We start from the raw sequence: 25,250 nt of genomic DNA, 5'->3' as shown, positions 1-25,250 counted from the left end.
CCACGCTTTTTACCTCGCTCGTCCGATCCCGCGTATGACAGACACGGCGCTCGTCGTCGGCGGCACGCGATTCATCGGCCGCCACACCGTCGAGGAACTGCTGGCGCACGACTACGAGGTCGCGATATTCAACCGGGGGAACCACGAGAACCCCTTCGCGGACGACGACCGGGTGACCCACGTCGAGGGCGACCGGAAAGACGAGACCGCGTTACGCGCCGCGAAGCTCTCGGTCGAGCCCGACGTCGTGATCGACTGCGTCGCCTATCACCCAGCAGACGTGGAGACTGCGACGGAGGTCTTCGCCGACGTCGACGGCTACGTGTACATCTCCTCGGGGTCCAGCTACGCCGCCGAGGAGATCCCCAAACGAGAGGGGGAGACGCCGCTGGAGCCGTGTACGGACGCGCAGGCGACCGACGACTCGCACGAGACGTACGGCAACCGGAAGGCCGAGGGCGACCGCGCGGTGTTCGCGGCCGCCGAGGAGGGGGTTTCCGCGATGGCGGTCCGCCCGTGTATCGTCTACGGCCCACACGACTACACGGAGCGGCTCGACTACTGGATCGACCGCGTGCTCACCCACGACCGCGTGGTCGTCCCTGGCGACGGGCAGAACCTCTGGCACCGGGCGTACGTCGAGGACGTCGCGAGCGCGCTGCGGATCGTCGCCGAGCGCGGCGAGCCGGGCGCGGCGTACAACGTCGGCGACTGGCACGCGCTCACGCTGCGGGAGACGCTGGAGACGATCGCCGACGTCGCGGGCGCCGAGTGCGAAGTCGTCACGGCGAGCGACGACGCGCTGGCGGCCGGCGACCTCGATCCGGAGGATTTCACGCTCTACCGCGAGTACCCCCACCTGCTCGACACCTGCGCGCTCGGCGACCTCGGCTGGGAGTCGACGCCGGTCGACGAGGCGATGGCGCGGACCGTCGAGGAACACCGCGAGTCGGACCGCGACGGGAGCGAGTGGGATCCCGGCCGCGAGGCCGAGGAGCGCGTCATCGGCGTGAAGGAGACGCTCTGAGGGGCCCGCACCGCTCCGCGGGGCAATTCGCGGTCAGTGGGTAATTCGCGGTCAGTATGCCGCGTCCCAGCGCGCCGGCTTCCGGCGGTTCCCGCAGTCGCGGCACTCCATCCGGTCCATCGTGTCGATCGCGATATCCGTCCCCTCGCAGTTGCCGCAGAGGTAGCCGTACCGACGCTCGTGGTCCGGGTCGACGTAGGCGACGTAGAACGGGGCCTGCGAGCCGCGGTCGCTCTCGTCGAACGCGACGTGAACCGTCCTTCCGTCTTCGGTCTGGTAGGTCGCCTCGGAGATACCCCTGAGCCGGCCGACCTGTTTCCGGAACTCCCGTTCCGTGAACGTCTGGCCGCCGATGTCGACGTCGCGCTCGCCGGTGAGTTCGTACCCCTCGCGCTCGTAGAACTCCGTGCCCGCCTCGTTGTCGGCGAGCACGCGCGCCTCGATGCGGTCGACGTCGGCCGAGCGGAGCGCGGACTCGACCCGTTCGAGGAGCGCGGAGCCGATTCCCGACCCCCTGTGGTCCGGATGGACGTGGAGCCAGTCGATCTCGCCGACGCGCTCGCGGCGCCCGACGACGTAGCTCTCCGCGAACCCGACGACGACCCCGTCCACGACGGCGACCGGGAACACCGCGTCGTCGTCCTCGACGTCGTCGCCGAGGTCGCCGGCGTCGTACCACTCCTCGACGGCCTCGTCCAACAGCTCCTCGTCGACCGCGTGTCCGTACGACGCCACGAGCGACTCCCGGGCGACCGACCGGACCGCGTCGACGTCTTCGGCGGTTGCTTCGCGTAGGTCCATGCGGGCAGATACCGCTCCGGCTACAAAAAACTCGGTCGGATCTTCCGTCGCGCGTGGCCGGCGTCGTCCCCTCGTCGCGGGCCGGCGGCCCTCAGAGGACGAACGGGCCCTGCTGGCGGATCGGTTCCCCGTGCGGGCGACCCGAGACCGCAACCGCGCGGAGCGACTCGTCGGCGGCGACGTCGACCGCCTCGGCGTCCGTCACCGGGAGGACCTCGCCCTCGGCGATCGCGTCCGCGGAGCCGGCCCCATCGACGTTCACCGTCCCCGCGCCGTCGACGACGTAGAGGAAGCCGGCCCACTCGTCCGGGACCTCCCACCGCCACGAGTCGGTGACCTCGGCGTCGAGGTACTCCAGCGGCGTGTGCGTCGACAGCGGCGACCCGTCGCCGACGACCGCGGTGACCGTCGCGCCGCCGAACTCCTCGGTCGGGAGTTCGTCGACCGCGGCGTCCGAGTAGTCGGGATCCATCTCTTTGTCCTCGCGAGGCAGGTTCACCCAGAGCTGGAGCCCGTTACAGCCGGCGCCGTCGGCGGGGAACTCCGAGTGCCGGATCCCGCCGCCGGTCGTGATGTGCATCGCCTCGTTCTCGCGGGCGGTGTTCGTCACCCCGAGGCTGTCCTCGTGGTCCATGCCGCCCTCGATCATGTAGGAGACGATCTCGAACCCGCGGTGCGGGTGCATCGGGAACCCCTGGTCCGGCTCGATGTAGAACCGCTCGAAGAGGACGAACGGATCGAGGTGCTGCGGATGTTCCTCGGTCGGGAAGGCCCGGTTCGAGTTCACCCCGGTGCCGTGGCGGACGATTTGGCCCGACAGGGGCGCCGGTCGGGTCGCGCTCGACTCGTTTTCAGTCACGTTCGAAGGGTGTCGATTACAGACGATAAGCATCACGATTACGGAACCGAGAAATAGACAGCTCTCTTAGCTAATTTCTCTATATTCGTTTTTGAAAGGCTTGAAAGCTATATTTAGTGGTGTATAGAACGTACTGATATTTTACTTGAATACGCTACAGAGAAGCTTCTTACCTCTGCCGCGAGTAGGTGGGAACGCAACAATGAGCTACGAACTCGATCCGCTGCCGTACGACTACGACGCGCTTGAGCCGCACATCTCCGAGCAGGTGCTCGAATGGCATCACGACACCCATCATCAGGGGTACGTCAACGGCTGGAACGCCGCCGAAGAGACGCTCGAAGAGAACCGCGAGGCGGGCGACTTCTCTTCGTCCGGCGGGGCCATCCGCAACGTGACCCACAACTCCTCGGGCCACATCCTCCACGACCTGTTCTGGCAGAACATGTCGCCGGCGGGCGGCGACGAGCCCGAGGGTGCGCTGGCCGACCGCATCGAGGAGGACTTCGGCTCGTACGAGGCCTGGAAGGGCGAGTTCGAGGCGGCAGCCTCCGCGGCCAGCGGCTGGGCGCTGCTGGTGTACGACACGTTCTCGAACCAGCTCCGCAACGTCGTGGTCGACAAGCACGACCAGGGCGCGATCTGGGGCGGCCACCCGATCCTCGCGCTGGACGTCTGGGAGCACTCCTACTACCACGACTACGGCCCGGCCCGCGGCGAGTTCGTCGACAACTTCTTCGAAGTCGTCGACTGGGACGAGCCGTCCAGCCGTTACGAGCAGGCCGTCGAGCTGTTCGAGTAATTAGGTAGTCGACCGCGCGATTGGTCTGACGTGACGTTTCCGCGCTCCGTGCGCCCGCCGCCGGTGACGGATCGATACTGTGGGCGGTCTCGGCGGCGATTTCTCTCCCTTCTCGGCTATGGAACGTCGGGGCTCCGGAGACTCTCCCGTCCGAAACGGTTGTTCGCTTATAAATGATAAACTGGTGACCGGCGGTGAACGCCTCCAAAGCCCCACCCGCACAGCACCGCGACCGCACCTCACGCCTCCCCAGCCTCGTCGGCCGGTCTCCGTTTCGCTCCGACCGGCCGACTCCCTCGCGCGGTGCTGTCGCCGGCGCGGAGGGCCGGGTTCCCGGGGGGCACTTGGTCCTCCCCGGCGCGGGCCCCGGGCGGCCGCGGAAGCCCCCGCCCCCGCACCTTCTTTTATTAAAAATCGTCGCTACTCGCGTTCGTCGAGCGCTGACCGTCTGTATTCAGGCGGTTACCGCGCGTCGAGTTCGGGTGCGTCGGTCTCGACGACCGTTCCGGTCTCGTCGACGCCCACGCGCATCTCGTCGCCCGCGCAGGAGATCGTCAGGCGAACGCGGAGCGGCTCCTCGGAGACGACCGTCGTCGCGGCGTCGCTCACGCACCAGTCGAACGTCCAGAACGGCGCCGAGCTCGGGTCGACGCCGCGGTCCGCGTGGAATCGGAGCACGTCGGCGTCGTCGAGCAGCAGGAGACCGACGGTGGATCGGAGGTCGTAGCTACAGCGCCGGCAGGCGTGCTCGACGGCGACTTCCTGACCCTCCTCCTCGGGGGTGCGCACGAGGTCGGTCTCGACCGTCCCGGTACACTCGGGGCAGACGCCGTCCGCGGCCAGGCAGTAGTGGTGGCGGACGTAGTGGCCGAAGGCGTCCAGCAGGTCGTCGGTCGAGCGGCCGTCGAGCGCGCCCGCCGGGAACGGGTAGCTCACCTGGATCGCGCCGCAGTCGGCGCAGCCGACGGAGAGCGTGTCGTCGACGTACCAGGCGTGGAGGTCCCCGCCGCAGGCGTGACACGACCCCTCGGCCGGGAAGAAGCCCAGCTGCGCGCGCTCGGTCAGCGCGCCGGTGAAGATGGCGCTCACGACCTTCCGTCCGGGCGCGCGGAACTCGTAGCCGTCGTCGCCCCGGCGAATGAAGTGGCCGGTGAGCCGGTCGAGGTGGTAGCTGAAGTTCGCGCTGTCCGTCGCGTCGACCCGCTCGAACAGGTCGGTGAAGCTCACGGGCGACTCGTCGCCGCCGAGGTCGAGCAGCGCGCGGAGGACCTCGACCCGCGTCTCGTTACCGAGGACCGAGAACACCTCGGCGGGCGGGACCCGCGATTCGGTCCGCGGGGTCGCTGCCGACGCGTCGGCGCCGTCGATGCGGTCCGTCCGCTCTCCGTCGGCCGGGACGCCGGCGGACCGGTCGAACTGACTCATACGTCCCCCGTCGTTTACCAAGCGGTAAAGTCTGTTGGAGCGGTCGTCGCGGCGTCGCCTTCCTCGGTCGCACGTCGCCCGCGATCCGGTCGGCATCACCGCTATCTAACCCCTTTTCCCTTTTTCTACCGTTTGGTAAAACGCAATGAGTGACCTATCGATCGACGCGGCGTGGGACGAGCTCTACGTCGACGGCGAGTGGTGCGCGAGCGAGCGCGGCGAGACCATCGCGGTCGAGGACCCCTCGACGCGAGAGACGGTGACCGAGGTGGCCTCGGGGACCGAGGCCGACGTGGACGCGGCCTACGAGGCAGCGGCCGAGGCGCAGGAGGCGTGGGGCGAGCAGCCGCCCGCCCGGCGGCAGGCGGTGATCGAGGAGTTCCACGAGGCGCTCGACGCGCACGCCGACGAGATAATCGAGCTGCTGGAGCACGAGGTCGGCGGCTCCGCCATCATGGGCGAGACGTCGATCCAGATCGCGAGCGACCACGCGAGCGAGGCCGCGACGCTCCCGCGCCGGATGAAGGGCGAACACGCCGCCTCCAACATCCCCGGCAAGGAGAACCAGCTACGGGTCGGCCCGAAGGGCGTCGTCACGGTGATCTCGCCGTGGAACTTCCCGCTGAACCTCTCGATGCGGGCGGTCGCGCCCGCGATCGCGGCCGGGAACTCGGTCGTCCTCAAGCCCTCGACGAACTCCCCGATCACCGGCGGGCTGCTGTTCGCGAAGCTGTTCGAGGAGACCGACCTCCCCGACGGCGTCCTGAACGTCGTCACCGGCCGCGGCTCCGAGATCGGCGACCGCGTCGCGAGCCACCCCGAGAGCGACGTCGTCGCCTTCACGGGCTCGACGGAAGTGGGCAAGCACGTCGCGGGCCTCGCCGGCGAGAACCTCGCCGTCCCGGCGATGGAGCTGGGCGGCAACAACGCGCACGTCGTCACCGCGGACGCCGACCTCGACCGCGCGCTCGACGCCGCCGCGTTCGGCTCCTTCGTCCATCAGGGACAGGTGTGTATCTCGATCAACCGACACGTCGTCCACGAGGACATCTACGACGAGTACGTCGCGGGCCTCGTCGAGCGCGCCGAGTCGCTGCCGACCGGCGGCGTCCACGATCCGGAGACGATCGTCGGCCCGATCATCGACGAGTCGCAGCGCGACGAGATGCTGGAGTACGTCGACGAGACGGTCGAGGCGGGCGCGACCCTGGAGACGGGGGGCCACACGGTCGACGTCGACGGCGTCGACGACTCCCTCGTCGTCGCGCCGACCGTCCTCTCGGGCGTGACGAACGACATGCCCGCGGCGGCGAACGAGCACTTCGGCCCGATCGCGCCCGTGATCCCGTTCTCGGACGTCGACGAGGCGGTCGCGATCGCCAACGACACCGAGTACGGGCTCTCGGGTGCGGTCCACTCCGGCGACCTCGGCACGGCGAAGGAGATCGCCGACCGCATGGAGACGGGCAACGTCCACATCAACGACCAGCCGATCAACGACGAGGCGCACGTCCCGTTCAGCGGGGTCGGCGCCTCCGGCGTCGGCCACTACAACAGCGACGCGTTCCTCTCGGAGATCACCGAGACGAAGTGGATCTCGATCCAGCACGAGCCGCGCGAGTACCCGTTCTGAGCGGGTCTCACCCGCTGCGCGGCCGCTGACCGAGACGCCTCGGTCGGCTCGTCGCCTTAGACGCACCACTCCTCCTCGGTGTAACACATCTCCCAGAACGCGTGTTCGAGGCGGGCGCTCCGGAGGAACGCCGCCCGCATCGCGTCGCGCTCGCCCGGGTACGCCTCGCCGTAGCGGTCGACGAGCTCGCGCATCCATCCGACCGTCTCGCGGAACTCGTCGCTCGTGTACTTCTCGATGAACGGGGTGTACCGGTGCTCCTCGGCCGCGAGCGACGCCATGTGGTCGGCGACGTCGAGGTACCCCTGTCCGCACGGGTAGACCGCGGCCGCGATCTCCGCGATCGACCCCTCGTGGGCCGTTCGCACGAGGAAGTCGGTGTAGGCGGCGCAGGTCGGCGCCTTCTCGACGGCCTCTAGGTCAGCGGGCGAGAGCCCGTAGTCGGCGGCGAACGAGCGGTGAAGGTCCATCTCGTCGTCGAGCGTGGCGTGGGCGGTTCCGGTGAGCCGCCGCGTCGTCGCCTCGTCGTCGGCCTTCGCCCCGGCAAGCGCGAAGACGCGAGCGTAGTCGAGCAGGTACCGATAGTCCTGTTTCACCCAGTGGCGGAACGCCGCCTCGTCGAGGCTGCCGTCCGCGAGTTCGACGACGAACGGGTGCTCCTTCTGCGCGTCCCATATCTCCGATCCGGCTTCGAGGAGTCGGTCGCTGAAGCCCATCTCGTCGGCCGCTCGTTCCGCACCCTGATATAACTAATTAATATTACTAAGTGATAAATCGGCAGCGAGCCGGTGATCTCAAGAGTCGAACCTCGAACGGGGCGAAGTGGGGATACCGCGGAGACGGGGCGACTCGGAAAGAACCGTCCGCAGGAACGAGAGTCGTTACGAGATCGAGTACGTCGCGGCCGCCATCAGCAGCATGGTGAGCGCGAGCGCGAGCCCCATCAGGTAGGTGAGCGAGCGGTTCTCCCAGCGGAGGTGCTGGAAGTACGCGACGATGAGCAGCGTCTTGACCGACGCGATCACCAGCGTCCCGACGATAGCCTGTGTGTACGTGAACTCGATGAACGAAGTCTCGAAGAGCGCGAAGTTCAACGTCGCCGCGACGAGGAGGGCGACGTAGATCGCCGAGTACAGTTTCACGGAGTCGTGCGCCATCTTACACTCCACTTCGTCCCTGCGCTTAAAGAATTAACCATCCGGGGTGTACGGTGTCGACGCCGAGCGGGCCGCGCACCGGCATCGAGCAGGCCGCGCGCCGGCGTCGAACGGAGCCGCGCCGAGGTTTCGGATCCCGAAACGCATATCCGCGCGACGGCCGGAACTCCGGCCGGTCGCAGCCCCGACCGATATCCGCCGTGACTCCGCTCGAACCGACGGACGACCTGCTCGAATCGCTGTACGTCGTCAACAAGGTCGCGAAGCAGTTCGCCGACGAGGCCACCGCGGCCTACGAGCGCGGCGACGTCACCGAGAGCAACGTCCGCTCGGCGCGGAAGGACGCCCTCTACCGGCTCAAGACCGCCGTCCTCTCGCGGATGGTCGCGTACGACGCCGATCGGGTCACCGGCGAGTACCACGCCATCAACGGCGACGTGTGGCTGTTCCTCACGGTCGGCGACTGGCACTTCCACCAGCCGCCGCACGCGATCGGCGGCGAGCTCACGGACGCTATCTCGATCGCGAACTCCCGAGCGAACCCGATCGACGCCCCCTACGAGCGCGATTCCGCCGTGGAGCGCTCGGACCGCACGCTCGAGGACGCGCTGTCCCGGCTCGACGAGGTCGGCGCCAACGCCAACGACCACCTCGCGCGACCGACCGTCACCAGCGAACACGACCGGATCGTCGACGTCCGCTGGTCGTTCCTCTCGTGAATTCCGGCACTTCACGGAAAAAGTCGCGTTCGCGTTCCGGACCGAGCAGCGGCCGGCCGCTCAGGCTTCGACGACTTCGATCGCGCCGAGCATCCCGTTCGCCTGGTGGGGCGTACACTGGTACAGCTGGATGCCGGTGTTGTCGAACGACTGCTCGAAGGTGTGTCCCTCCTCGGAGACGGCGCTCCCGCTGCTGAAGTCCGACTCGGACCCCTCGACCGACTCGACGTTGTGCGCGCCGCCGGTCCCGGTCCACTCCCAGACGACGGTCGTGCTGGAGTCGATGCGGATCGCCGCCGGCGAGAAGGCGAACCCGACGTCGCCGGCGCCGACCTGAACCGTCACCTCGTCCTGCCCGGTGAAATCCATGATCGTACCCTCGTACATGCGGGCGTCCGAGAGGTACTCGTCGATCTCGCTGGGCACGTCATCGACGGCGGTCCCGCCGTCGCCGCCGTCGGAGCCGTCAGACCCGTCGCCGCCGTCGCCGCCGCCGGAACAGCCGGCGAGCGTTCCGATGGTCAGCGCGGCGCCGGTTCCGGCGAGATACCGCCGTCTGGACAGTTTGTCAGACATCGATTGAGTTAGGGGCTGAAGACATACAAACCCCCGGACGGCTCTCGGCCACCGGGAACGAATCGGACCCCGATCGACCCGCTCGGAGTCCGGTGCCCGCGCCGTGAGGGGCGGGTTTATCGCGCTCCGGACCCTCCCGGCGACCAATGCGCGAAGACGCGCTGGCGACCCGGCTCGTCGAACACTACGAGGCGACGGTCGACGATCCGACGATCCGGCTCGAAGAGCCGTACGACGCCGACGGGCGAGAGGGGGTCGTCGACCTGGTCGTCCGGACCCGGACCCCCGAGCCGGTCGACCGGGTGATCGAGCTCAAGGCCGACGCCGCGGTGCGCCGCGCCACCGGCGCGAACGAGGTCCTCCGGCAGTACCGGCGGATGGAGCGGTACTTCCACGCCGACGAGCGCCACGCGCTCCGTCCCAAGCTCGGCCGCACCGATCCGGGCGCGCGCTACCTGCTGTGTTTCGCGCCGACGCCGACCTGCGTCCACCACGTCGCGACGAACCGCACGCTGTACGGCTCCGTCGACCCCGAGGCGCGAGCGGGGGACGTGCCCGCCGTCCGCACCGTCGCGTTCCTGACCGGCCTCGACGGCGACCCAGCCGACCTCGGACTGGTCTCGGTCAACGGCGAGATCGAGTTCGGCTCGGAGCCGTTCAAGCGGGCCGTACCGGACGACTCGCGGCTCGCCGAGAGCCTTCGGGCCGTCGACGACGACCTGATAGCGTTCCCCTGAGGCGCGCCGCGCCGACGGTCCGAGGGGTCCGGTTCCCCGCTAGAGGCCGAGCTCGCGGCCGATGACGACGTGTTGAATCTCGCTGGTCCCCTCGCCGATCTCCATCAGCTTCGCGTCGCGGTAGAAGCGCTGCGGGGCGAAGTCGGTGGTGTAGCCGTAGCCGCCGAGCGTCTGGACCGCCTCCTCGGCCACCTCGCGGGCCGCCTCGCTGGCGTCGAGCTTGGCGAGCGCGGACTCGCGCGTGACCGACTCGCCGGCGTCGTACTTCGACGCGGCGCGGTGGGTCAACAGGCGGGCGCGCTCGATCTGACGGTGCATGTGGACCACCTTGTCGCGGATCGCGTCGAACTTCGCGATCGGCTTGCCGAACTGCTCGCGCTCGCCCGCGTACTCCTTCGCGGCCTCGTAGGCGCCCTGCGCGAGGCCCACGGAGAGCGCGGCGATGGAGATCCGTCCGCCGTCGAGCGTTTTCATCGTCTGTGTCCACCCTTCGCCCTCCTCGCCGAGGAGCCGGTCTTCCGGGATCCGGACGTCGTCCAACTGGATCTCACAGGTCGGCGAGGAGTTGAGTCCCATCTTGTCCCAGACGGTCGTCACCTCGAAGCCGTCGTCGTTCTCCGGGTCGACGATGAACGTCGAAATGCCGTCGTAGCCGGCCTCGGGGTCCGTGACGGCCTTCACGAGGATCGAGTTGGCGACGTTCGCGTTCGTGATGAACTGCTTGGTGCCGTTGAGCACGTACTCGCCCGCGTCGGCGTCGTGCTCGGCGGTCGTGTCCATGTCGGAGGCGTCCGAGCCGCTGCCCGGCTCCGTGAGCGCCCACGCGCCGAGCCTCTCGCCCTCCGCGAGCGGGCGGAGCCACCGCTCCTTCTGTTCGTCGGTGCCGAACAGCTCGATCGGTTTCGCGCCCAGCGAGGTGTGCGCGGCGTACGAGAGGCCGATCCCGCCGGAGACGCGCCCGATCTCCTCCGTGACCAGGGCGTACATCAGCTGGTCGCCGCCGAGGCCGCCGTACTCCTCGGAGACTGGGATCCCCATCACGTCGAGCTCCGCGAGCGAGTCGAACACCTCCTCGGGGAACCGGTGTTCGTCCTCGATTGCCTGCGCGATGGGCGCGATCTCCTCCTCGCAGAACTCCCGGACGGTGTCGCGTATCATCCGATGTTCGGCGGGTACCTCGAAGTCCATGGGCAAGAATTGCGGCCGGCGGGCATAAACGATGCGAACGACCGTGTTAGACCGCACGCCTCGCCGCTGAAAGAGCTAAGTGCGTCCTCGCCGAGTTCGGTCGACATGGACCGAGACGGGATCGCGGCCGTCGTGGCGGAGCTGACGCTCGCGGAGAAGGTGGGCCTCGTTCACGGGGCCGAAGACGTCGAGGGGACGGCGACGGGGTTCGTCCCCGGCGTGGAGCGCGTCGGGATCCCGCCGATCAGGCTGACCGACGGCCCGCTCGGCGTCCGGACCGACGAGCCGGCGACCGCCTTCCCGTCGTCGCCGGCGCTCGCGGCGACGTTCGACCCCGACCTCGCCGAGCGCTTCGGGCGAGCCCTCGGCCGTGAGGCGACCGCGCGCGGGCAGGATGTCCTCCTCGGCCCCGGAACGAACCTGATCCGAGTGCCGCACTGCGGACGCAACTTCGAGTACTTCTCCGAGGACCCGGTCCACGCCGGCGCGTTCGCGGCCGCGGTGACCGAGGGGATCCAGTCCGCCGGCGTCGTCGCGACGCCGAAACACTACGTCGCGAACAGCCAGGAGACCCGCCGCGCCGAGGTCAGCGCCCGGGTGGACGAGTCCGTCCTCCGCGAGCTGTACCTGCCCGCGTTCCGCGACGCCGTCGAGGCCGGCGCCGGCTCGGTGATGTCGTCGTACAACCGCGTCAACGGGACGTACGCGAGCGAACACGAGAGACTCCTCACCGACGTACTCAAGGGCGAGTGGGGGTTCGACGGCTACGTCGTCTCCGACTGGTTCGGCACCGAGAGCGTCGTCGACAGCGCGAACGCCGGGCTCGACCTCCAGATGCCCGGTACCTCGGTCGAGGAGCTGCTCGAATCGATGGGGGTCGCCCCCGACGCCGGCGTCGAACCGACGGACGGCGACGCGGCGGGGGTGGACGGGACAGAGGGAGCAGGCGCCGCGGGGGAGGAAGCCGCCCCGGAGGGCCTCTTCGACGCGGCCGCGGACTCCCCGTTCGCGGGCGGGATGCCGGACCCGACGAGCGGTGGGCGATACGCGACGGAGCTCGGTCCCGCGGTCGAGCGCGGCGACGTGCCCGAGTCTCGGCTCGACGACATGGTGACGCGGATCCTCCGGTCGCTCGACGCGGTCGGGCACCTCGACGGCGAGGCGAGCGGCGACGGCGAGGCGGGCGGTGACGCGACGACGGGCGCGCTCGACACCCCGGAACACCGCGACCTCGCGGCGACGGTCGCGACCCGCGGGACCGTCCTGCTGAAAAACGACGGCGTCCTGCCGCTCGCGGACGACGCCGACGTCGCGGTCGTCGGTCCGAACGTCGACGAGGCGCTGCTCGGGGGCGGCGGCTCCTCCGAGGTGACGCCGTTCGTCCGGACGACCCCCCGCGAGGGGATCGAGGCGCGCGCCGACGGAGCGGTGACCGTCGCCCCCGGGCTGCCCCGCGTCGAGGGGATCTCGATGTTCGAGGCGATGGACGGCGCGGGCGATCCCGGCGAGGACGAGGTCGCTCCCGAGGGCGGTCCTGACGATCCGGGTGCCGTCGACGCCGAAGGGGACGACGAGCGATCGGTCGATATCGAGGGGGCCGCGGCGGCGGCCGCCGGCGCGGACGTCGCCGTCGTCTTCGTCCGCGACCGCGCGACCGAGGCCGCCGACCGCGACTCGCTCCGGCTCCCGGGGCGACAGGACGACCTGATCGCCGCCGTCGCCGACGCCGCCGACAGGACCGTCGTCGTCGCGAACGCGAGCGGGCCGATCGAGACGCCGTGGCGCGACGACGTCGACGCGGTCCTCGCGGGCTGGTACCCCGGACAGGCGCACGGCGAGGCGGCCGCGGCGGTCCTCTACGGCGACGCCGACCCCGGCGGGCGGCTCCCGGTGACGTTCGCCCCCGAAGACGCGTATCCGACGGCCGACGAGCGCCGCTTCCCGGGCGTCGACGGGGAGGCGGTGTACGACGAGGGGTTGCTCGTCGGCTACCGCCACTTCGACGCGACCGGCGACGGCCCGACCTACCCCTTCGGACACGGTCACAGCTACGCCGAGTTCCGGTACGAGGGCGTCGAGGCGGTCGGCCCGTCGACGGTCGAGGCGACGCTTTCGAACGTCGCCGCCAGACCCGGTCGGGAGGTCGTGCAGGCGTACGTCGGCGTCTCCGACACGCCCGCCGCGCCCGCCGCGCCCGACGAGCGCATCCGTCCGCCCCGCGAGCTCGGCGGGTTCGCCGCGGTCGAGCTCGCTCCCGGCGAGTCGACGACGGTCGAGATCGAGCTCGACGAGCGCGCGTTCGAGCGGTACGACGCCTCCGCGGGGTGGACGGTCGACGCGGGGGAGCACGTCGTCGAGGTGGGCCGGTCCTCGCGCGACCGACGCGGCTCCGCGACGATCGAGCGGTGACGGCGCCCGAGGACGCCTTTTAAGCGTCGTCGCCGCGTTCCACCGGTATGGAGTTCCGGCAGCTCGTCCGCGGTCGCGTCGACTGGCCCGACATCGAGCGGGTCGCGCGCGAGCTGGCGGACCGGTACGACCGCGACGAGACCCGCGTGCGGTTCCTCGACGCAGACAACTGGCTGTCGACGCCGATGGTCGTCGACGACGACCTCTTCGTGAAGGTGATCACGCGACAGAACACGCTCGTCCACGCGCTGTTCACGACGGGGCGGAATCTCGGGGCGTTCTCGGCCGGCACGGAGGGCTTCTTCGAACGCCACGAGACCCCGTACGAGATGGCGCGCCACGAGCTGGAGGCGACGCGGCGAGTCCGCGAGCTCGGAGTCAACGCGCCCGAGCCGATCGAGGCGTTCGAGGTCGACGGCCTCGGCGTGCTCGTTTTAGAGTACCTCCCCGAGTTCCGCACCCTCGGCGAGCTCGACGCGGAGACCGTCGCCGGGCTGGCGCCCGACCTCTTCGCCACGCTCCGGACGGTCCACGACGCCGGGCTCGCCCACGGCGACCTCCGGGCCGAGAACGTCCTCGTCGCGGACGGCGAGCTCTACGTCATCGACGCGACCCGCGTGAGCGAGGACGGGCGCGAGGCGGCCCGCGCCTACGACCTCGCGAGCGCGCTCGCGGCGCTGGAGCCGCTGATCGGCGCGGCCGACGCGATCGAGGCCGCGCTGACGAGCTACTCGCCCGACGAGCTCCTCGCGGCGCGCCGGTTCCTCGACTTCGTCGCGATCCGCCCGGACCACGACTTCGACGCTGCGACGCTGACGGGCGAACTCGAGAAGCGCACGGCGTAGGGGTTCCTCGCCGCCGATACCCGTCTCAGTCCCCGGTCGAGTCCGCCGGTCCGTCGACGGGACCCGCGCGCTCGCGGCTGACGATCCAGATGCCGACGGCCATCAGCGCGCCGCCGGCGAGGAAGTCCGGGCCGAGCGACTCCCCGAGCAGCGCGGCCCCGAGCGCCGCGCCGACGACGGGCTGTGCGAAGAAGAACGCGGCGACCGTCCCGGCGGAGACGTACTCCAGTCCCTTGTACCAGAGGAACCACGCCGCCGCCGTCGACGCGAGTCCGAGGTACGACACGGCGGCCGCCGACTCGACGGTGAGCGGGAGTTCGGTCGGCGAGCGGCAGAGATACCACAGCTCGCCGGCCGCGAGGGCTCCGAGCATCGGGACGCTCGCAAGCGAGGAGTACGTCGCCGCGCGGAGCGCCCCGTGTCGCCTGACCGCGCGGAGCCCCCAGACCGTGTACCCGGCCCACGCCGCGCTCGCGACGAGCAGCAGCGCCACGCCGAGGAGGTTGCCGGCGGCGATCGACGCGAGCTCGTACCGCCCGGCGAGGACGACCGCCGTGCCGACGCCCGCGAGCGTCATCCCTCCCGCCTTCGCCGGCGTGACGCGCTCTCCGAGCACGAGCGCCCCCAGCGCGACGGTGAACACCGGGGTGAGGACGGTCAAAAGCGAGCCCTGGCTGGCGTTCGTCAGCTCCGTGCCGACGAACTGCGTGGCGACCGTCAGGGTCACCCAGCCGCCGAGCGCCGCGAACGTCGGCCACTCCTCGCGCGACGGCGCGGCGTCGCCGCGGCCGGCGACGACGAGCCAGAGCGTCCCGGCGCCCAGCGCGACCCGGAGGAACCCGAGCGTCACCGGCGGGATCAGCGCGAACCCCCACTTGCTGACGACGTACATCCCGCCCCACAGCGCCGCGGCTGCGAGGGGCGCGAGGGCGAACGCGTACCGTCCGAACGTGGGCATTGAGTGGAATCGGGAGGCGAGCCGGGAGAGGACTCAGCCGCCCAGGTACAGCTGGGAGACCTCCTCGTCGTTCAGCAGCTCCTCCGGCGTCCCCTCGAACCGGACGGTCCCCTGATCGAGGACGTAGCCGCGGTCGGAGATGCCGAGCCCCTTCGTCACGTTCTGCTCGACCATGAGGATCGCCGTGTCCATGTCGTTGACCTCCCGGACGTCCTCGAACACGTCGTCGGCCGTGTTGGGGGCGAGCCCCGCGGAGGGCTCGTCGATGAGCAGCACGTCGGGCTCCATCACCAGGGCGCGGGCGAACGCGAGCACCTGGCGCTGGCCGCCGGAGAGCGTCTTCGCCTTCGAGCCGCGCTTCTCGTCGATGATCGGGAACCGGTCGTACAGCGTCTCGATCACCTCTTCGAGCCCCCCGTCGCGGGCGACGCCGCCCATCCGGAGGTTCTCGTCGATCGTCAGCGAGCCGAACACGTTGTCGGTCTGGGGGACGTAGCCGATCCCCTCGCGGACGATCTCCTCGGGCGCCATCCCGCCGATGTCGCGGCCGTGGTACTCCACGGTCCCCGTCCACGGGGTCAACATCCCGAACGCGGTCTTGAGGACCGTCGACTTGCCGGCGCCGTTCGGGCCGACCAGACAGACGATCTCGCCCGGATTGAGCCGGACCGAGCAGTCGTCGAGCACCTGTACCTCGCCGTACCCGCTGTCGACGCCCGACAGCGAGAGCACGGGATCGGTTCCGCCGTGAGGCCCGTCCGCGGCCCCGGTCGTGTCGTCCGTCATTCCGTCGCTCATGCGCCGCCTCCGAGGTACGCGTCGATGACGCGCTGGTCGTTGCGGACCGAGTGCGGCGGCCCCTCGGTGAGGACGTGTCCCTGATCTAAGACGACGATCGGGTCCGCCAAGTCCATCACGAACTCCATGTCGTGTTCGATGAGCAGGAACGTCGTCCCCTGCTCGTTGAGCCGCCGGATCTGTTCTTTGAGCTTCTTCGCCAGCGTCGGGTTCACCCCCGCCACGGGCTCGTCGAGCAGCAGCACCTCCGGCTCGGCGAGCATCGCCCGCGCGAGCTCGACGAGCTTCATCTGCCCGCCGGAGATGTCGGTGGCGGGCTGGGTCGCGAGGTGGTCGATCTCGAACTCCTCCAAGATCCGCTCCGCCTCGGCGAGGTTGGCCGACTCGCTCTCGGCGACCGTGCCGGGCGAGGTGAACAGCGTGAGGAACGACTCGCCGGGCTGCTTCCGCGGCCCGACCAGCATCGCCTCGCGCACCGTCATCCCCTCCAGCTTCCGGGGCGTCTGGAACGTCCTGACGAGGCCGCGCTCGGCGACCTCGTACGGCTCCATGCCGGTCACGTCCGTCCCGTTCACCTCGACCGTCCCCCCGTCCGGCTCGTAGAACCCGGAGATGAGGTTGAAGATGGTCGACTTGCCGGCCCCGTTCGGACCGATGAGGCCAGTGATCGTCCCGCGCTCGACGTCGAAGGTGGCGTGGTCGGTCGCCGCGAGCCCGCCGAACGACTTCTGGAGGTCGTCGACGCGGAGGACGACGTTCTCGGTGTCGGCGTCACTCATCGCCGCCACCTCCCTTGCGCTCGCGGACGCCGCTGTCCGGCGTCTCGGGCGTTCCGCCCCCGTCGACGGCGCTCGGCCAGATCAGCTCCCGCTGCGGCGGAAGGACCCCCTGAGGCCGGTAGCGCATGACGGCGACGATGACGACGCCGATCAACAGCAACCGTAGCGGCGCGGGGTCTATCGGGAGCGCCACGTCGTTCAGGAAGCGCGTCCCCTCGCGGATCGTGACGATGACGACACCGCCGAACAGCGCCCCGCGGTTGGAGCCGCTGCCGCCGAGGATTACCGCGACCCACGCGTAGAACGTCGTGATCGGGTCCAGGTCGCCCGGCCCGACGTAGAGATTCAGATGCGCGTAGAACACGCCGGCCAGCGCCATGATCAGGCTGCCGAGGACGAACGACTGCATCTTGAACGAGTAGGTGTTCTTGCCCAGCGCCCGCGCGAGGTCCTCGTCGGAGCGGATCGTGCGCAGCACGCGCCCCCACGGCGACCGGTGCGCACGCCTGAGTACGAGGTACGCGCCCCCCGCGAACGCCACCACCAACAGGCCGTTCAGCGACGCCTGCCAGAACGGCGTTTCGAGGAACACCGGCGACCCGGGTACTACCTCCAACCGGAGTCCCGGCATCGCTTCGGGGAACGTCGAGAGCACCGGCCACCCGACGAAGAATCCGGGGATACCGCGAAGGCCCGCGCTGCCGTTCGTCAGCCACCGCTCGTTGAGTACGATCAGCCGCACGACCTCCGCGAGTCCGAGCGACGCGATGGCGAGGTAGTCGGCCCGGAGCCGGAGCGTCGGGATACCGATCAGCAGCGCCAGCACGAACGCGACGACGAGCGCGACGGCGAGCCCGACGAGGGGGTTGAACCCCCCCGCTATCGGCGAGCCGCTCGCGGTCATCAGCGCAGTGCCGTACGCTCCGATGCCGAAGAACGCGGCGACGCTGAAGTTGATCAGGCCCGTGAACCCCCACTGGGCGTTCAGGCCGAAGGACAACAGCGCGTACATCCCCGCCAGTCCGACGAGGAACAGGAAGTACGTCGGGCTGAGCCCGCCGGTGAGCATCGCGACGAAGAGGAACAGCAGGAACGCGACGCTGACGCCGAGCACCCACCACTCCGGGCGGGTCAGGTCGGCGAACGCCGCTTTCGGGTCGTCGAGGAGACTCATGTCGCACCCTCCCCGGCGATCCCGTTGGGGCGGACCAACAGCACGACGACCATGATCACGAACGCGATCGCGTTCGCGTACTCGATGGTGACCAGGTTCTCGATCAGTGTCGCGAGCCAGTTCGGACGGATCGGTAGCGCCTCGACCACGTTGGAGAAGAACGGCGTTAGCTGATTTATCATGCCGATGAGGAACCCGCCCGCCATCGCGCCGTAGACGGAGCCTATCCCGCCGAGGATCACCGCCGCGAATATCACCAGCAGCAGGTTAAAGCCCATCCGGGGCGCAAGCTGGTTGAAGAGCCCGAGGAACACGCCGCCCGCGCCGGCGAGCCCGGCGCCGATGACCCATGTCCAGAGCTTGACCCGCTTCGTCCGGATACCGCTGACCCGCGCGAGGTCGGGGTTGTCCGCCATCGCGCGCATCTTCCGACCGAGGTCGGTGTACTGGAGCAGGACGTGGAGCCCGACGACGAGCGCCACCGCCGATCCGAATATCGCGACGTCGTGGAGCGTTATCCGGACGCCGTACTGTACCAGGGCCTCGATCGGCCGCAGCGGCCGGACGTCGAACCGAGTGAAGTCGGAGCCGAACCGGATCTGGATCACCGCGCGGTAGATGAACGCGATCCCGATCGACGTGATCAGCAGGCCGATCGAGTCGACGTCGAGCGGCTCGTAGATGAGCTTCTCGGTGGCGACCGCCACGACCGCGGCCACGGCGATCCCGACGACCAAGGCCAGGAAGAAGCCGTACGGGAGCCCCAACACCGCGCCGCCGAGCCCGCCGACGGCGCCGAAGGTCACGAGCGCCGAGTACGCGCCGATCGTCATCGTGTCGCCGTGCGCGAAGTTCGCGAAGTCCGCGATGCTGTACACCAGCGACAGCCCGATGCTGCCGAGGACGATGATGCTGCTGAACACCAACCCGTTGGCCAGGTATCCGAGGACGGTCATCGGTCGGAATTAGCCTTCGATGAAGTCGATGCCTTCGTACGCGTGGTCCTGGACCTCTAGGACCTGAAGGAAGCCGACCGGGTCCCCGTTCTCGTCGAAGTTGATGGGGCCGCTGACCCCCTGGTAGTCGACGTCGTCCGGGCCGCCGCCGTCCGCGAGGATCTGGCTGGCGGCCTCGAACGAGGTCACTTCCTCGCCCTCCGGACCGGAGACGCGCCGGACGGTGTCCTGAAGCGCCGCGCCGGAGAACTCGTCGGCGGCCTGAATCGCGAGCGCGGCGTTGATCACGCAGTCGTACGCGTACGCCGCCCACGAGGTCGGCTGCCGGCCGTACTCGGACTCGAAGGCGTCCGCGAACGACTGGTAGTTCTCCTCCTCGACGGGCGCGGACGGAACGACGATCTTCATCCCCTCGATGCTCCCCTCGGGGGTGTTCTCTAAGACGTTGTCGCCGGAGACGGAGTCGGCGCCGTAGAACTGCGCCTCGTACCCCGAGGAGTACACCTCGTTGACCATCGTCGCGAATTCGGCCTGGTAGGTGATGAACAGCCACGCGTCGGCGCCGGAGCTGTTCATCTCCGAGATGACGCTGGAGTACGACTGCTGGTCCTGGTCGTGGGGCGTGTTGTAGACGACCTCGCCGTCGTACGCGTCGACGAACGCGTCCGTGAGGCTCTGGCCGTAGTCGTTGTTGACGTAGGTGATCGCCACCTCGTCGTAGCCGTCGTCGGTGATGAGGTTCGAGAGCGCGAGCGACTGGCTCCGTCCCGACGGCGACATCCGGAGCAGTCCCGGGAATTCTGTGAGGTTGAGTCCGGTGGAGTTCTGACTCAGCTGAACGACGTCGGTCCCCTCGATGACGCTCTCGTAGATGGCCAGCGAGACGCCGGAGCCGACCGCGCCGATCAGGAACGGCACGCCGTCCTGATTGACGAGCTTCTGGGCGGCCGCGATCCCGCCCTGGTTCTCGCTCTCGGAGTCCTCGACGACGATGTCGAGGTCTCGCCCGTTGATGCCGATCTCGTTGACGCGCGAGAGGGCGAGGTTGACGCCGCGCTGGTTCCGCTCGCCGAACGCCGACAGCGACCCGGTCTGGGAGTCGACCATCCCGATCTCGTAGGCCTCGGTCGAGTCTCCCCCGTCGTCGCCCTCGCCGCCGTCGTCGCCCTCGCCGCCGTCGTCGCCCTCGCCGCCCTCGCCGCCGTCGCCGCCGTCGCTGCCCTCGCCCCCGTCGTCGGTCGTACTGAGACAGCCCGACAGTCCGACGAGCCCCGCACCGCCGGTCAGCTTCAGCAGCGTTCGCCGGTCCGTCGTGTCCGTGGTATCTCGTGACATATGTTTCCGATAGTCCCGAGCACATTCGGCTACCTTAACCCCGGCCCGTCCATGGTCGGGACGAGCGGGACAGATCGGTGAATCAGCAGGTAGTGGCAGTGAATACATTTTATACAGAAATTTATTTTCGGAACAATTGGTCGGGTACCAATATATACCGCTTCGGATCCGCGGTGATCGTATGATACCGCCCATCGCGAGCAACTTTGTCGCCGGCGAGACGCCGGAGGCGGCGCTCGCTCACGTCGAGGGGCTTAACGACCGCGGCGTGGCCGGCATCCTGAACCTGCTCGGCGAACACTACGAGGAACGGCCCCCCGCCGACGCCGACGCCGACGCGTACGTCGACCTCGTCGAGGCGATCGCGGAGCGCGGCGTCGACGCCTGCGTCTCCGTCAAATCGAGCCAGATCGGCCTCGACGTCGGCGACGACGTCTTCGAAGAGAACCTCGCGCGCATCGTCGAGGCGGCCAACGCCCCGGCGGCGACCGGGTCCGACGGGACGGGCACGTTCGTCTGGATCGACATGGAGGACCACGAGACCACCGACGTGACGCTCGACGCGTTCGAACGGCACGCGGTCGAGACGGACGGCAACGTCGGCGTCTGCGTACAGGCGAACCTGAAGCGGACCCGCGAGGATCTCGAACGGCTCGCCGACCTCCCGGGGAAGGTCCGACTCGTCAAGGGCGCGTACGACGAGCCGGCCGAGATCTCTTATAAAAAGAAGGCGCGAGTCGACGAGTCGTACCGCGACTGCCTCGCCTACATGTTCGAGGCGTTCGACGACGGCGTCGCCGTCGGGAGCCACGACCCCGCGATGATAGAGTACGCGACGGAGCTGTACGCCGAACACGGGACCTCCTACGAAGTACAGATGCTGACCGGCGTCCGGGAGTCGGCGCAGTTCGAACTCGCCGCCGAAGACGACGTGACGGTCTACCAGTACATCCCGTACGGCTCCAAGTGGTTCTCCTACTTCTACCGGCGGATCCGGGAGCGCAAGTCGAACGCGCTGTTCGCGCTGCGCGCGGTCGTCGGGAGCTGAACGAACTGGGTCAGAGACCGGCGATCGGGCGTTACGATTTATCAATCAGAGCGTGGTGTTGCGGTCAACTGTTTATAAGTGATTGATGGATCGACAACGGACACCGCCAAAGCCCCAGCCGCTCGCATATAAATAACTGACAGTAGATCGACGGAGAGTACCTCCAAAGCCTCAACGGCTTATTTATAAATAGCTACCAGCAGATCGGTGGCGAGTACCTCCAAAGCCCCAGCCGCGAGGCGGGCGCAGGCGACGCAAGCACCGCAGGGAGGGAGCGGTAGCGACCGAGTGAGGAGCGTGGTTCGAGAGAGCAAAGCTCTCTCGTCATCACGAGACGCCCTCGGCGTCTCGAACGACAGCGAGCGTGCGCCCGCCTCGCGGCTGCCCCTTTGAGTCCCACCCGACCGCACAGCACCGCAGCCTCATCCCTCCCCAACCTCGTCGGGCGCGTCCTTCGGGCTCCCTTCGGTCGCCCTCGTCGTGCCCGACTCCCTCGCGCGTGCGGTTCGCGCCGCGGTGCGGCGCTCACCGGCACGCGCCACCGCCTTCATTTATAAGCACTCGTCGCCGCCACTTGCGGGTATTTAAATATCGTATCGCAACTGACGCTCCGTAACACTCGCTCCGCTGTCGACACCGCCGATTAGGGGTCCAGCAGCTTCGACTCCGCCTTCCGAAGGTGTTCGAGCAGCGTCGTCTTCGAGACGTTCAGGTCGTCGGCGAGCTCGCGCGTCGACGCCTCTCGGGGCCACTCGTAGTAGCCCGCATCGCGGGCGTGTTCGTACACCTTCCGCTGGGTCGTGGTCAGCGTGTCGAGCCGCTGCTCGCGGGGGGTCCGCCCCGCGTGTCCCGACGACGACATCGACTCTACCGTCACCTCCGCGCCGGCCGCCTCCTGAACCGCGTCGAGGGACTCCCGGATCTCCGTGCGCTCCCCGACGAAACACACCTGCCACTCCTCTCGTCCCTCTTCGATCCGGACCGGCGCGCTGTGGACGAAGCCGTACTCCAGCAGCGTCGGGCACACCATGTCCGCCGGGTCGTACTCCAAGAAGAACTCGCGAACGACGTTTCCCGGGGCGTCCCGAGCGCGCCCGAACCGCTCCTGTAGTTCGAGCAGGTTCCCCGCGCGGTCGGACTCGCGGATCGCGTCGAGCAGCGCTTCGACCTCCTCGTTCGTGTCTCCGAACGCCGTGAACAGGCCGTTCACCGTGTTCGGCGCGTCGCTCTCGGCCCTCGGTGAGTTGTATATCGCGTGTGCGAGGACGCCACCGCCGGTCTTTTTCGTCGCCTCGATCGCCCAGCAGTTCGGATGCCACAGGTCCAGCGTGAGCCTGGTTCCGGCCCACTCTCCCGCCCCGTCCGCGTCGGTTGTCGCCATTGTTCACCTTTCCTTGGCACCACATGACAAAGACCCTGCCGACCATGGTAGGGTGGGTTATTTGGACGTGCCGACGGGATGTGCCGAACATGGCGCAGCCCTACCAGCACTACATCGACGGCGAATGGGTCGACGGCGACGGGTCCGAGACCTTCGAGAGCGAGAACCCCGCGACCGGAGAGACGCTCGGGGAGTTTCGTCAGGGAACCCCCGAAGACGTCGACCGCGCGGTCGACGCCGCGGACGCGGCGTTCGAGGAGTGGCGCGAGCTCTCGCGGATCCAGCGCGCGGAGTACCTCTGGGACGTGTACCACGAGCTCCGCGACCGCACGGACGAGCTCGGAGAGATCGTCACCAAGGAGTGCGGCAAGGAGATAAGCGAGGGGAGAGCGGACGTGGTCGAGGCCGCGCACATGGTCGAGTGGGCCGCGGGCGACGCCCGCCACCCGAAGGGCGACATCGTCCCCTCGGAGATCCCCTCGAAGGACGCGTACATGCGTCGGAAGCCGCGCGGCGTCACCGGCTGCATCACGCCGTGGAACTTCCCGGTCGCGATCCCCTACTGGCACATGGCCATCGCGCTGGTCGAGGGGAACACCGTCGTGTTCAAGCCGGCCGAGCAGACGCCGTGGTGCGCGCAGATCATCGCGGAGATGTTCGACGACGCCGGGATCCCCGACGGCGTCTTCAACATGGTACAGGGGTTCGGTGACGCGGGCAACGCGATCGTCGAGCACGACGACGTCTCGACGGTGCTTTTCACCGGCTCGGCGGAGGTCGGCCACCACATCCAGGAGAAGCTCGGCGGCGTCGCCGGCAAGCGCGCGGCCTGCGAGATGGGCGGCAAGAACGCCGTCGTGGTCACCGAGGAGGCGGACCTCGACGTCGCGGTCCACTCCGCGGTGATGTCCTCCTTCAAGACCACCGGCCAGCGCTGCGTCTCCTCCGAGCGCCTGATCGTCCACACGGACGTGTACGACGAGTTCAAAGCGCGGTTCGTCGAGGTCGCGGAGTCGGTCGCGGTCGGCGACCCCCTCGACGAGGACACCTTCATGGGGCCGCTCATCGAGGCGGAACACCGCGAGAAGGTCACCCGGAACAACGAGGCGGCCCGCGAGGAGGGCGTGAACGTACTCGTCGACCGGACCGAGCTCGACGACGAAGAGATCCCGGACGGCCACGAGGACGGCTACTGGGTCGGTCCGTTCGTCTACGAGGCCGACGCCCACGCCGACCTGACGTGTACTCGGGAGGAGGTGTTCGGGCCTCACGTCGCGCTCATGGAGTACGACGGCGACATCGAGGAGGCCGTGGAGATCCAGAACGACACCGACTACGGGCTGGCGGGCGCGATCATCTCCGAGGATTACCGGCAGATAAACTACTACCGCGACCACGCCGAGCTGGGGCTGGCGTACGGGAACCTCCCGTGCATCGGCGCCGAGGTCCAGCTCCCCTTCGGCGGCGTGAAGAAGTCCGGCAACGGCTACCCCTCCGCCCGGGAGGCGATCGAGGCCGTCACCGACCGCACCGCGTGGACCCTGAACAACTCGAAGGAGATCGAGATGGCCCAGGGGCTCTCCGCGGACATCAAGACGAAAGACGACTAACCCTTCCGGGATGACGCCCGGAGATGGGCGTTAGAACGCTTCTCACTCCGCCACGCCGCGAACCGCCGCGACCGTCTCTTCGGGCGTCTCGGCCCCCGCGAGCGCGCCGCGAGCCGCGAGCCGCTCTCGCGGCCGCCCGACCGGCTGCGGCTCGGACGCGGTCTCGATCAGGTCGGCCTCGCGAAGGAGCCGCTTTATCCGCGTGAACGTCGAGGGGCTCCCGAGCCCGGCGTCCTCGCAGGCCCGCCGGAGGGTGCGGTCGAGGATACCTTCGCGGGCGCCGACCGCGTAGGCGCGGACGCGGGTCTCCTCGGAGTCGGGCCCGTCGGTCCCCGCGGCGTCCGGATTCGCCGCCACGTCGAGCGCGCGGAGCACCGCGGCCGCGACAGACTCGTCGCACCGCCCCGCGAACCCCTCGAACACGCGTCGCCGGCTCGGCGTCCGGAGCCCGTACGGCTCGGCCGCTGCGAACGCCGAGGCGTACCGCTCGCGGAGCGAGGCGTCGTCGCCGACACGGTGCCACCGACTCGCCTCTCCGGCCGCTTCACGGTCCTCCGATTCCACCAGCGCGAACCCCGTCTCCTCGCCAGCGAGCACCGGGTTCGGCTGCGGCGCGTCGATGACGCGGAGGTCGATTACGTCGGCGTCGAGGAGCGCCGCGAGTCGGCTCGCCGGCCGGAATCCGGCCGTCGCGACGTCGACAGCGGCCTCGCCCGCGAACACGTTCAGCGTCGGGATCTCGGACGGTCCGTGGTCGCCGGCCCCGTCGGTCCCGTCTGCCCCGTCGGCCTCGCTCGCCAGATCCGCGACGCTCGGCTCGACGAGCGCCGGGGCGGCCTCGCCGTACGCCTCGACGACCGCGCGGAGCAGCCGCGGTCCGGGGTCCACGAGGATCGGGTCCGAGAGCGCGCCCAGCGGGAGCGGCTCCGGGGTCGAGGGGAGCGCGGGACCGGTCGCCATCGACCGATCCTACGGGCGCGACGGATTAAGGATGCGGGACGTTGCGGCGACGCGAGACGCGCACGAGGCCGCG

24 protein-coding genes are annotated in these 25,250 nt (G+C 69.1%); 9 read left to right on the top strand and 15 right to left on the bottom strand.

Going from position 1 to position 25,250, the window contains the following annotated elements:
• Nucleotides 1-34 precede the first annotated feature (34 nt).
• Nucleotides 35-1,027, top strand: a complete 993-nt coding sequence (locus tag AC4NMM_RS02530) for an NAD-dependent epimerase/dehydratase family protein (RefSeq protein WP_491923451.1) — start codon at nt 35-37, stop codon at nt 1,025-1,027.
• Nucleotides 1,028-1,078: 51 nt separating this feature from the next.
• Here AC4NMM_RS02530 and AC4NMM_RS02525 read toward each other — a convergent pair whose 3' ends face one another.
• The gene (locus tag AC4NMM_RS02525) at nt 1,079-1,828 is read right to left on the bottom strand and encodes a GNAT family N-acetyltransferase (RefSeq protein WP_096393270.1); all 750 of its coding nucleotides are present in this window, start codon (nt 1,826-1,828) and stop codon (nt 1,079-1,081) included.
• Between the two features lie 91 nt (nt 1,829-1,919).
• Nucleotides 1,920-2,687, bottom strand: a complete 768-nt coding sequence (locus AC4NMM_RS02520; protein WP_096393271.1) for a pirin family protein — start codon at nt 2,685-2,687, stop codon at nt 1,920-1,922.
• A gap of 202 nt (nt 2,688-2,889) precedes the next feature.
• Between AC4NMM_RS02520 and sod the strand changes: the two genes are divergently transcribed.
• Complete coding sequence (gene sod, locus AC4NMM_RS02515; protein WP_096393272.1) at nt 2,890-3,489, top strand: superoxide dismutase [Mn]; 600 nt, start codon at nt 2,890-2,892, stop codon at nt 3,487-3,489.
• Nucleotides 3,490-3,951: 462 nt separating this feature from the next.
• Here sod and AC4NMM_RS02510 read toward each other — a convergent pair whose 3' ends face one another.
• On the bottom strand, nt 3,952-4,914 hold the full coding sequence (locus AC4NMM_RS02510) for a winged helix-turn-helix domain-containing protein (RefSeq protein WP_096393273.1): 963 nt from the start codon (nt 4,912-4,914) through the stop codon (nt 3,952-3,954).
• 145 nt (nt 4,915-5,059) lie between these two features.
• Here AC4NMM_RS02510 and AC4NMM_RS02505 point away from each other — a divergent pair, with 145 nt between their 5' ends.
• Entirely contained in the window at nt 5,060-6,547 is a 1,488-nt protein-coding gene (locus tag AC4NMM_RS02505) for an aldehyde dehydrogenase family protein (protein WP_096393274.1), read from the top strand.
• Nucleotides 6,548-6,603: 56 nt separating this feature from the next.
• Here AC4NMM_RS02505 and tenA read toward each other — a convergent pair whose 3' ends face one another.
• Together tenA and AC4NMM_RS02495 are read right to left on the bottom strand one after the other, a co-directional pair.
• Entirely contained in the window at nt 6,604-7,263 is a 660-nt protein-coding gene (tenA, locus tag AC4NMM_RS02500; protein ID WP_096393275.1) for a thiaminase II, read from the bottom strand.
• A 165-nt stretch (nt 7,264-7,428) separates the two neighbouring features.
• Nucleotides 7,429-7,704, bottom strand: a complete 276-nt coding sequence (locus tag AC4NMM_RS02495; protein WP_096393276.1) for a cytochrome C oxidase subunit IV family protein — start codon at nt 7,702-7,704, stop codon at nt 7,429-7,431.
• Nucleotides 7,705-7,904: 200 nt separating this feature from the next.
• Between AC4NMM_RS02495 and AC4NMM_RS02490 the strand changes: the two genes are divergently transcribed.
• Nucleotides 7,905-8,423, top strand: a complete 519-nt coding sequence (locus AC4NMM_RS02490) for a hypothetical protein (RefSeq protein WP_096393277.1) — start codon at nt 7,905-7,907, stop codon at nt 8,421-8,423.
• A 60-nt stretch (nt 8,424-8,483) separates the two neighbouring features.
• On the opposite strand, the gene AC4NMM_RS02485 is transcribed toward AC4NMM_RS02490, so the two are convergent.
• Complete coding sequence (locus AC4NMM_RS02485) at nt 8,484-8,999, bottom strand: halocyanin domain-containing protein (RefSeq protein WP_096393278.1); 516 nt, start codon at nt 8,997-8,999, stop codon at nt 8,484-8,486.
• A 146-nt stretch (nt 9,000-9,145) separates the two neighbouring features.
• Here AC4NMM_RS02485 and AC4NMM_RS02480 point away from each other — a divergent pair, with 146 nt between their 5' ends.
• Entirely contained in the window at nt 9,146-9,736 is a 591-nt protein-coding gene (locus tag AC4NMM_RS02480; RefSeq protein ID WP_096393279.1) for a hypothetical protein, read from the top strand.
• Nucleotides 9,737-9,775: 39 nt separating this feature from the next.
• Here the strand turns inward: AC4NMM_RS02480 and AC4NMM_RS02475 are convergent, their stop codons facing one another.
• A complete protein-coding gene (locus AC4NMM_RS02475) occupies nt 9,776-10,924 on the bottom strand; it encodes an acyl-CoA dehydrogenase family protein (protein WP_096393280.1) in 1,149 nt (382 codons plus the stop codon).
• Nucleotides 10,925-11,029: 105 nt separating this feature from the next.
• On the opposite strand from AC4NMM_RS02475, the gene AC4NMM_RS02470 reads away from it, so the two are divergent.
• Both AC4NMM_RS02470 and AC4NMM_RS02465 read left to right on the top strand, forming a co-directional pair.
• Nucleotides 11,030-13,333 carry a beta-glucosidase family protein gene (locus AC4NMM_RS02470; protein ID WP_096393281.1) on the top strand — a complete coding sequence of 768 codons (2,304 nt, stop codon included), beginning with the start codon at nt 11,030-11,032 and terminating at the stop codon, nt 13,331-13,333.
• 47 nt (nt 13,334-13,380) lie between these two features.
• Nucleotides 13,381-14,178 carry an RIO1 family regulatory kinase/ATPase domain-containing protein gene (locus tag AC4NMM_RS02465; RefSeq protein WP_096393282.1) on the top strand — a complete coding sequence of 266 codons (798 nt, stop codon included), beginning with the start codon at nt 13,381-13,383 and terminating at the stop codon, nt 14,176-14,178.
• A gap of 25 nt (nt 14,179-14,203) precedes the next feature.
• Here AC4NMM_RS02465 and AC4NMM_RS02460 read toward each other — a convergent pair whose 3' ends face one another.
• The 6 genes from AC4NMM_RS02460 to AC4NMM_RS02435 are packed head-to-tail and all read right to left on the bottom strand — an operon-like array spanning nt 14,204 to nt 20,178.
• On the bottom strand, nt 14,204-15,136 hold the full coding sequence (locus AC4NMM_RS02460) for a DMT family transporter (protein ID WP_096393283.1): 933 nt from the start codon (nt 15,134-15,136) through the stop codon (nt 14,204-14,206).
• A 33-nt stretch (nt 15,137-15,169) separates the two neighbouring features.
• Nucleotides 15,170-15,934, bottom strand: a complete 765-nt coding sequence (locus AC4NMM_RS02455; RefSeq protein ID WP_172863919.1) for an ABC transporter ATP-binding protein — start codon at nt 15,932-15,934, stop codon at nt 15,170-15,172.
• Nucleotides 15,931-16,713: an ABC transporter ATP-binding protein gene (locus AC4NMM_RS02450; RefSeq protein WP_096396100.1), complete on the bottom strand. Its 783-nt coding sequence runs from the start codon at nt 16,711-16,713 to the stop codon at nt 15,931-15,933. The genes AC4NMM_RS02455 and AC4NMM_RS02450 overlap by 4 nt, the downstream gene beginning before the upstream one ends.
• Entirely contained in the window at nt 16,706-17,887 is a 1,182-nt protein-coding gene (locus AC4NMM_RS02445; protein WP_092921616.1) for a branched-chain amino acid ABC transporter permease, read from the bottom strand. Before AC4NMM_RS02445 ends, AC4NMM_RS02450 begins: the two co-directional genes overlap by 8 nt.
• Complete coding sequence (locus AC4NMM_RS02440; RefSeq protein WP_491923450.1) at nt 17,884-18,843, bottom strand: branched-chain amino acid ABC transporter permease; 960 nt, start codon at nt 18,841-18,843, stop codon at nt 17,884-17,886. Before AC4NMM_RS02440 ends, AC4NMM_RS02445 begins: the two co-directional genes overlap by 4 nt.
• A gap of 9 nt (nt 18,844-18,852) precedes the next feature.
• On the bottom strand, nt 18,853-20,178 hold the full coding sequence (locus AC4NMM_RS02435; protein ID WP_491923449.1) for an ABC transporter substrate-binding protein: 1,326 nt from the start codon (nt 20,176-20,178) through the stop codon (nt 18,853-18,855).
• 181 nt (nt 20,179-20,359) lie between these two features.
• Between AC4NMM_RS02435 and AC4NMM_RS02430 the strand changes: the two genes are divergently transcribed.
• A complete protein-coding gene (locus AC4NMM_RS02430) occupies nt 20,360-21,226 on the top strand; it encodes a proline dehydrogenase family protein (protein WP_491923448.1) in 867 nt (288 codons plus the stop codon).
• A 643-nt stretch (nt 21,227-21,869) separates the two neighbouring features.
• Here the strand turns inward: AC4NMM_RS02430 and AC4NMM_RS02425 are convergent.
• Nucleotides 21,870-22,607 (bottom strand): helix-turn-helix domain-containing protein, encoded by a 738-nt coding sequence (locus tag AC4NMM_RS02425; protein ID WP_092921624.1) that lies wholly within the window; start codon nt 22,605-22,607, stop codon nt 21,870-21,872.
• Between the two features lie 89 nt (nt 22,608-22,696).
• Between AC4NMM_RS02425 and AC4NMM_RS02420 the strand changes: the two genes are divergently transcribed.
• Nucleotides 22,697-24,217, top strand: a complete 1,521-nt coding sequence (locus AC4NMM_RS02420; protein ID WP_491923447.1) for an aldehyde dehydrogenase family protein — start codon at nt 22,697-22,699, stop codon at nt 24,215-24,217.
• Between the two features lie 42 nt (nt 24,218-24,259).
• Here AC4NMM_RS02420 and AC4NMM_RS02415 read toward each other — a convergent pair whose 3' ends face one another.
• Complete coding sequence (locus AC4NMM_RS02415; RefSeq protein ID WP_491923446.1) at nt 24,260-25,177, bottom strand: transcriptional regulator TbsP domain-containing protein; 918 nt, start codon at nt 25,175-25,177, stop codon at nt 24,260-24,262.
• Between the last annotated feature and the right edge of the window lie 73 nt (nt 25,178-25,250).

The organism is Halorubrum sp. SD41, assembly GCF_058630335.1.
The sequence above is the reverse complement of the archived record's forward strand: the minus strand, read 5'-3'. Positions and strand labels throughout refer to the sequence as shown.